The organism is Pseudomonas sp. Kh14 (assembly GCF_900291005.1).
GTDB lineage: Bacteria > Pseudomonadota > Gammaproteobacteria > Pseudomonadales > Pseudomonadaceae > Aquipseudomonas > Aquipseudomonas alloputida.
This window is the reverse complement of record NZ_OLKJ01000058.1, coordinates 1-710: the sequence shown is the minus strand read 5'-3', so window position 1 is coordinate 710 and position 710 is coordinate 1. Positions and strand designations below refer to the sequence as shown.

The window sequence follows — 710 nt, the reverse complement described above, 5'->3', positions numbered from 1 at the left end:
ACCGACGGGGTGGCAGTCAGCTTGGCCACGACTTCATCGAGGGTGTCGGTGACATCCACTTTCGCGGCACCGCCCAACTCGAGGTTCTCGAACGCAGCACCAGTGGCGTCAACCGCCGAGTTGATGCCCAGACTGATCTGGCCCGCATCCTGGTAGACGTCATCGCCCTGTGCGTCGTGGGTGTACGGCGCGCTGGTTTCGCCAGCCTTGATGGTGACCTGAGCATTGTTGCTCAGGGTCACGATCAGGTCGTGGGCCAGCGGCTGGTTGACGTGCACNGGCAACGAGGTCTGGTCGGCCGTGATGGTGACCTTGATGATATCGCCTTCGTTGCCCGGGGTGCCTGGCTCGTCGGTCACCTCGGTGCTGACCGGGGTCTTGTCCAGGTTCAGGTTTTCGAACTTCCACGCATCTGCGCCGCTGACCGCGTCGATGGCATTGACCACCGGCGCATTGGTGCCGACATAGACGTTGTCTGGTGCAGCTACAGTCGCCGAACCGGTGGTGCTGTTGGCTGCCACGACGACGGTGGTGCCGTCGGTCAGCTTGAAGTACAGCTCCGAGTGGTTGTTGATCGGCAGGCCGTCTTTATTGGTCAGCGTGATGGTGTAGGTGATCTCGCCGCCTTCGGTCACCGACGGGGTGGCAGTCAGCTTGGCCACGACTTCATCGAGGGTGTCGGTGACATCCACTTTCGCGGCACCGCCCAA

The 710-nt window shown here is 62.2% G+C and carries 1 protein-coding gene; it reads right to left on the bottom strand.

The features are described from left to right. A partial coding sequence (locus tag FQ668_RS27315) for an immunoglobulin-like domain-containing protein (RefSeq protein WP_178097143.1) occupies positions 1-710 on the bottom strand: 710 nt, incomplete at both ends.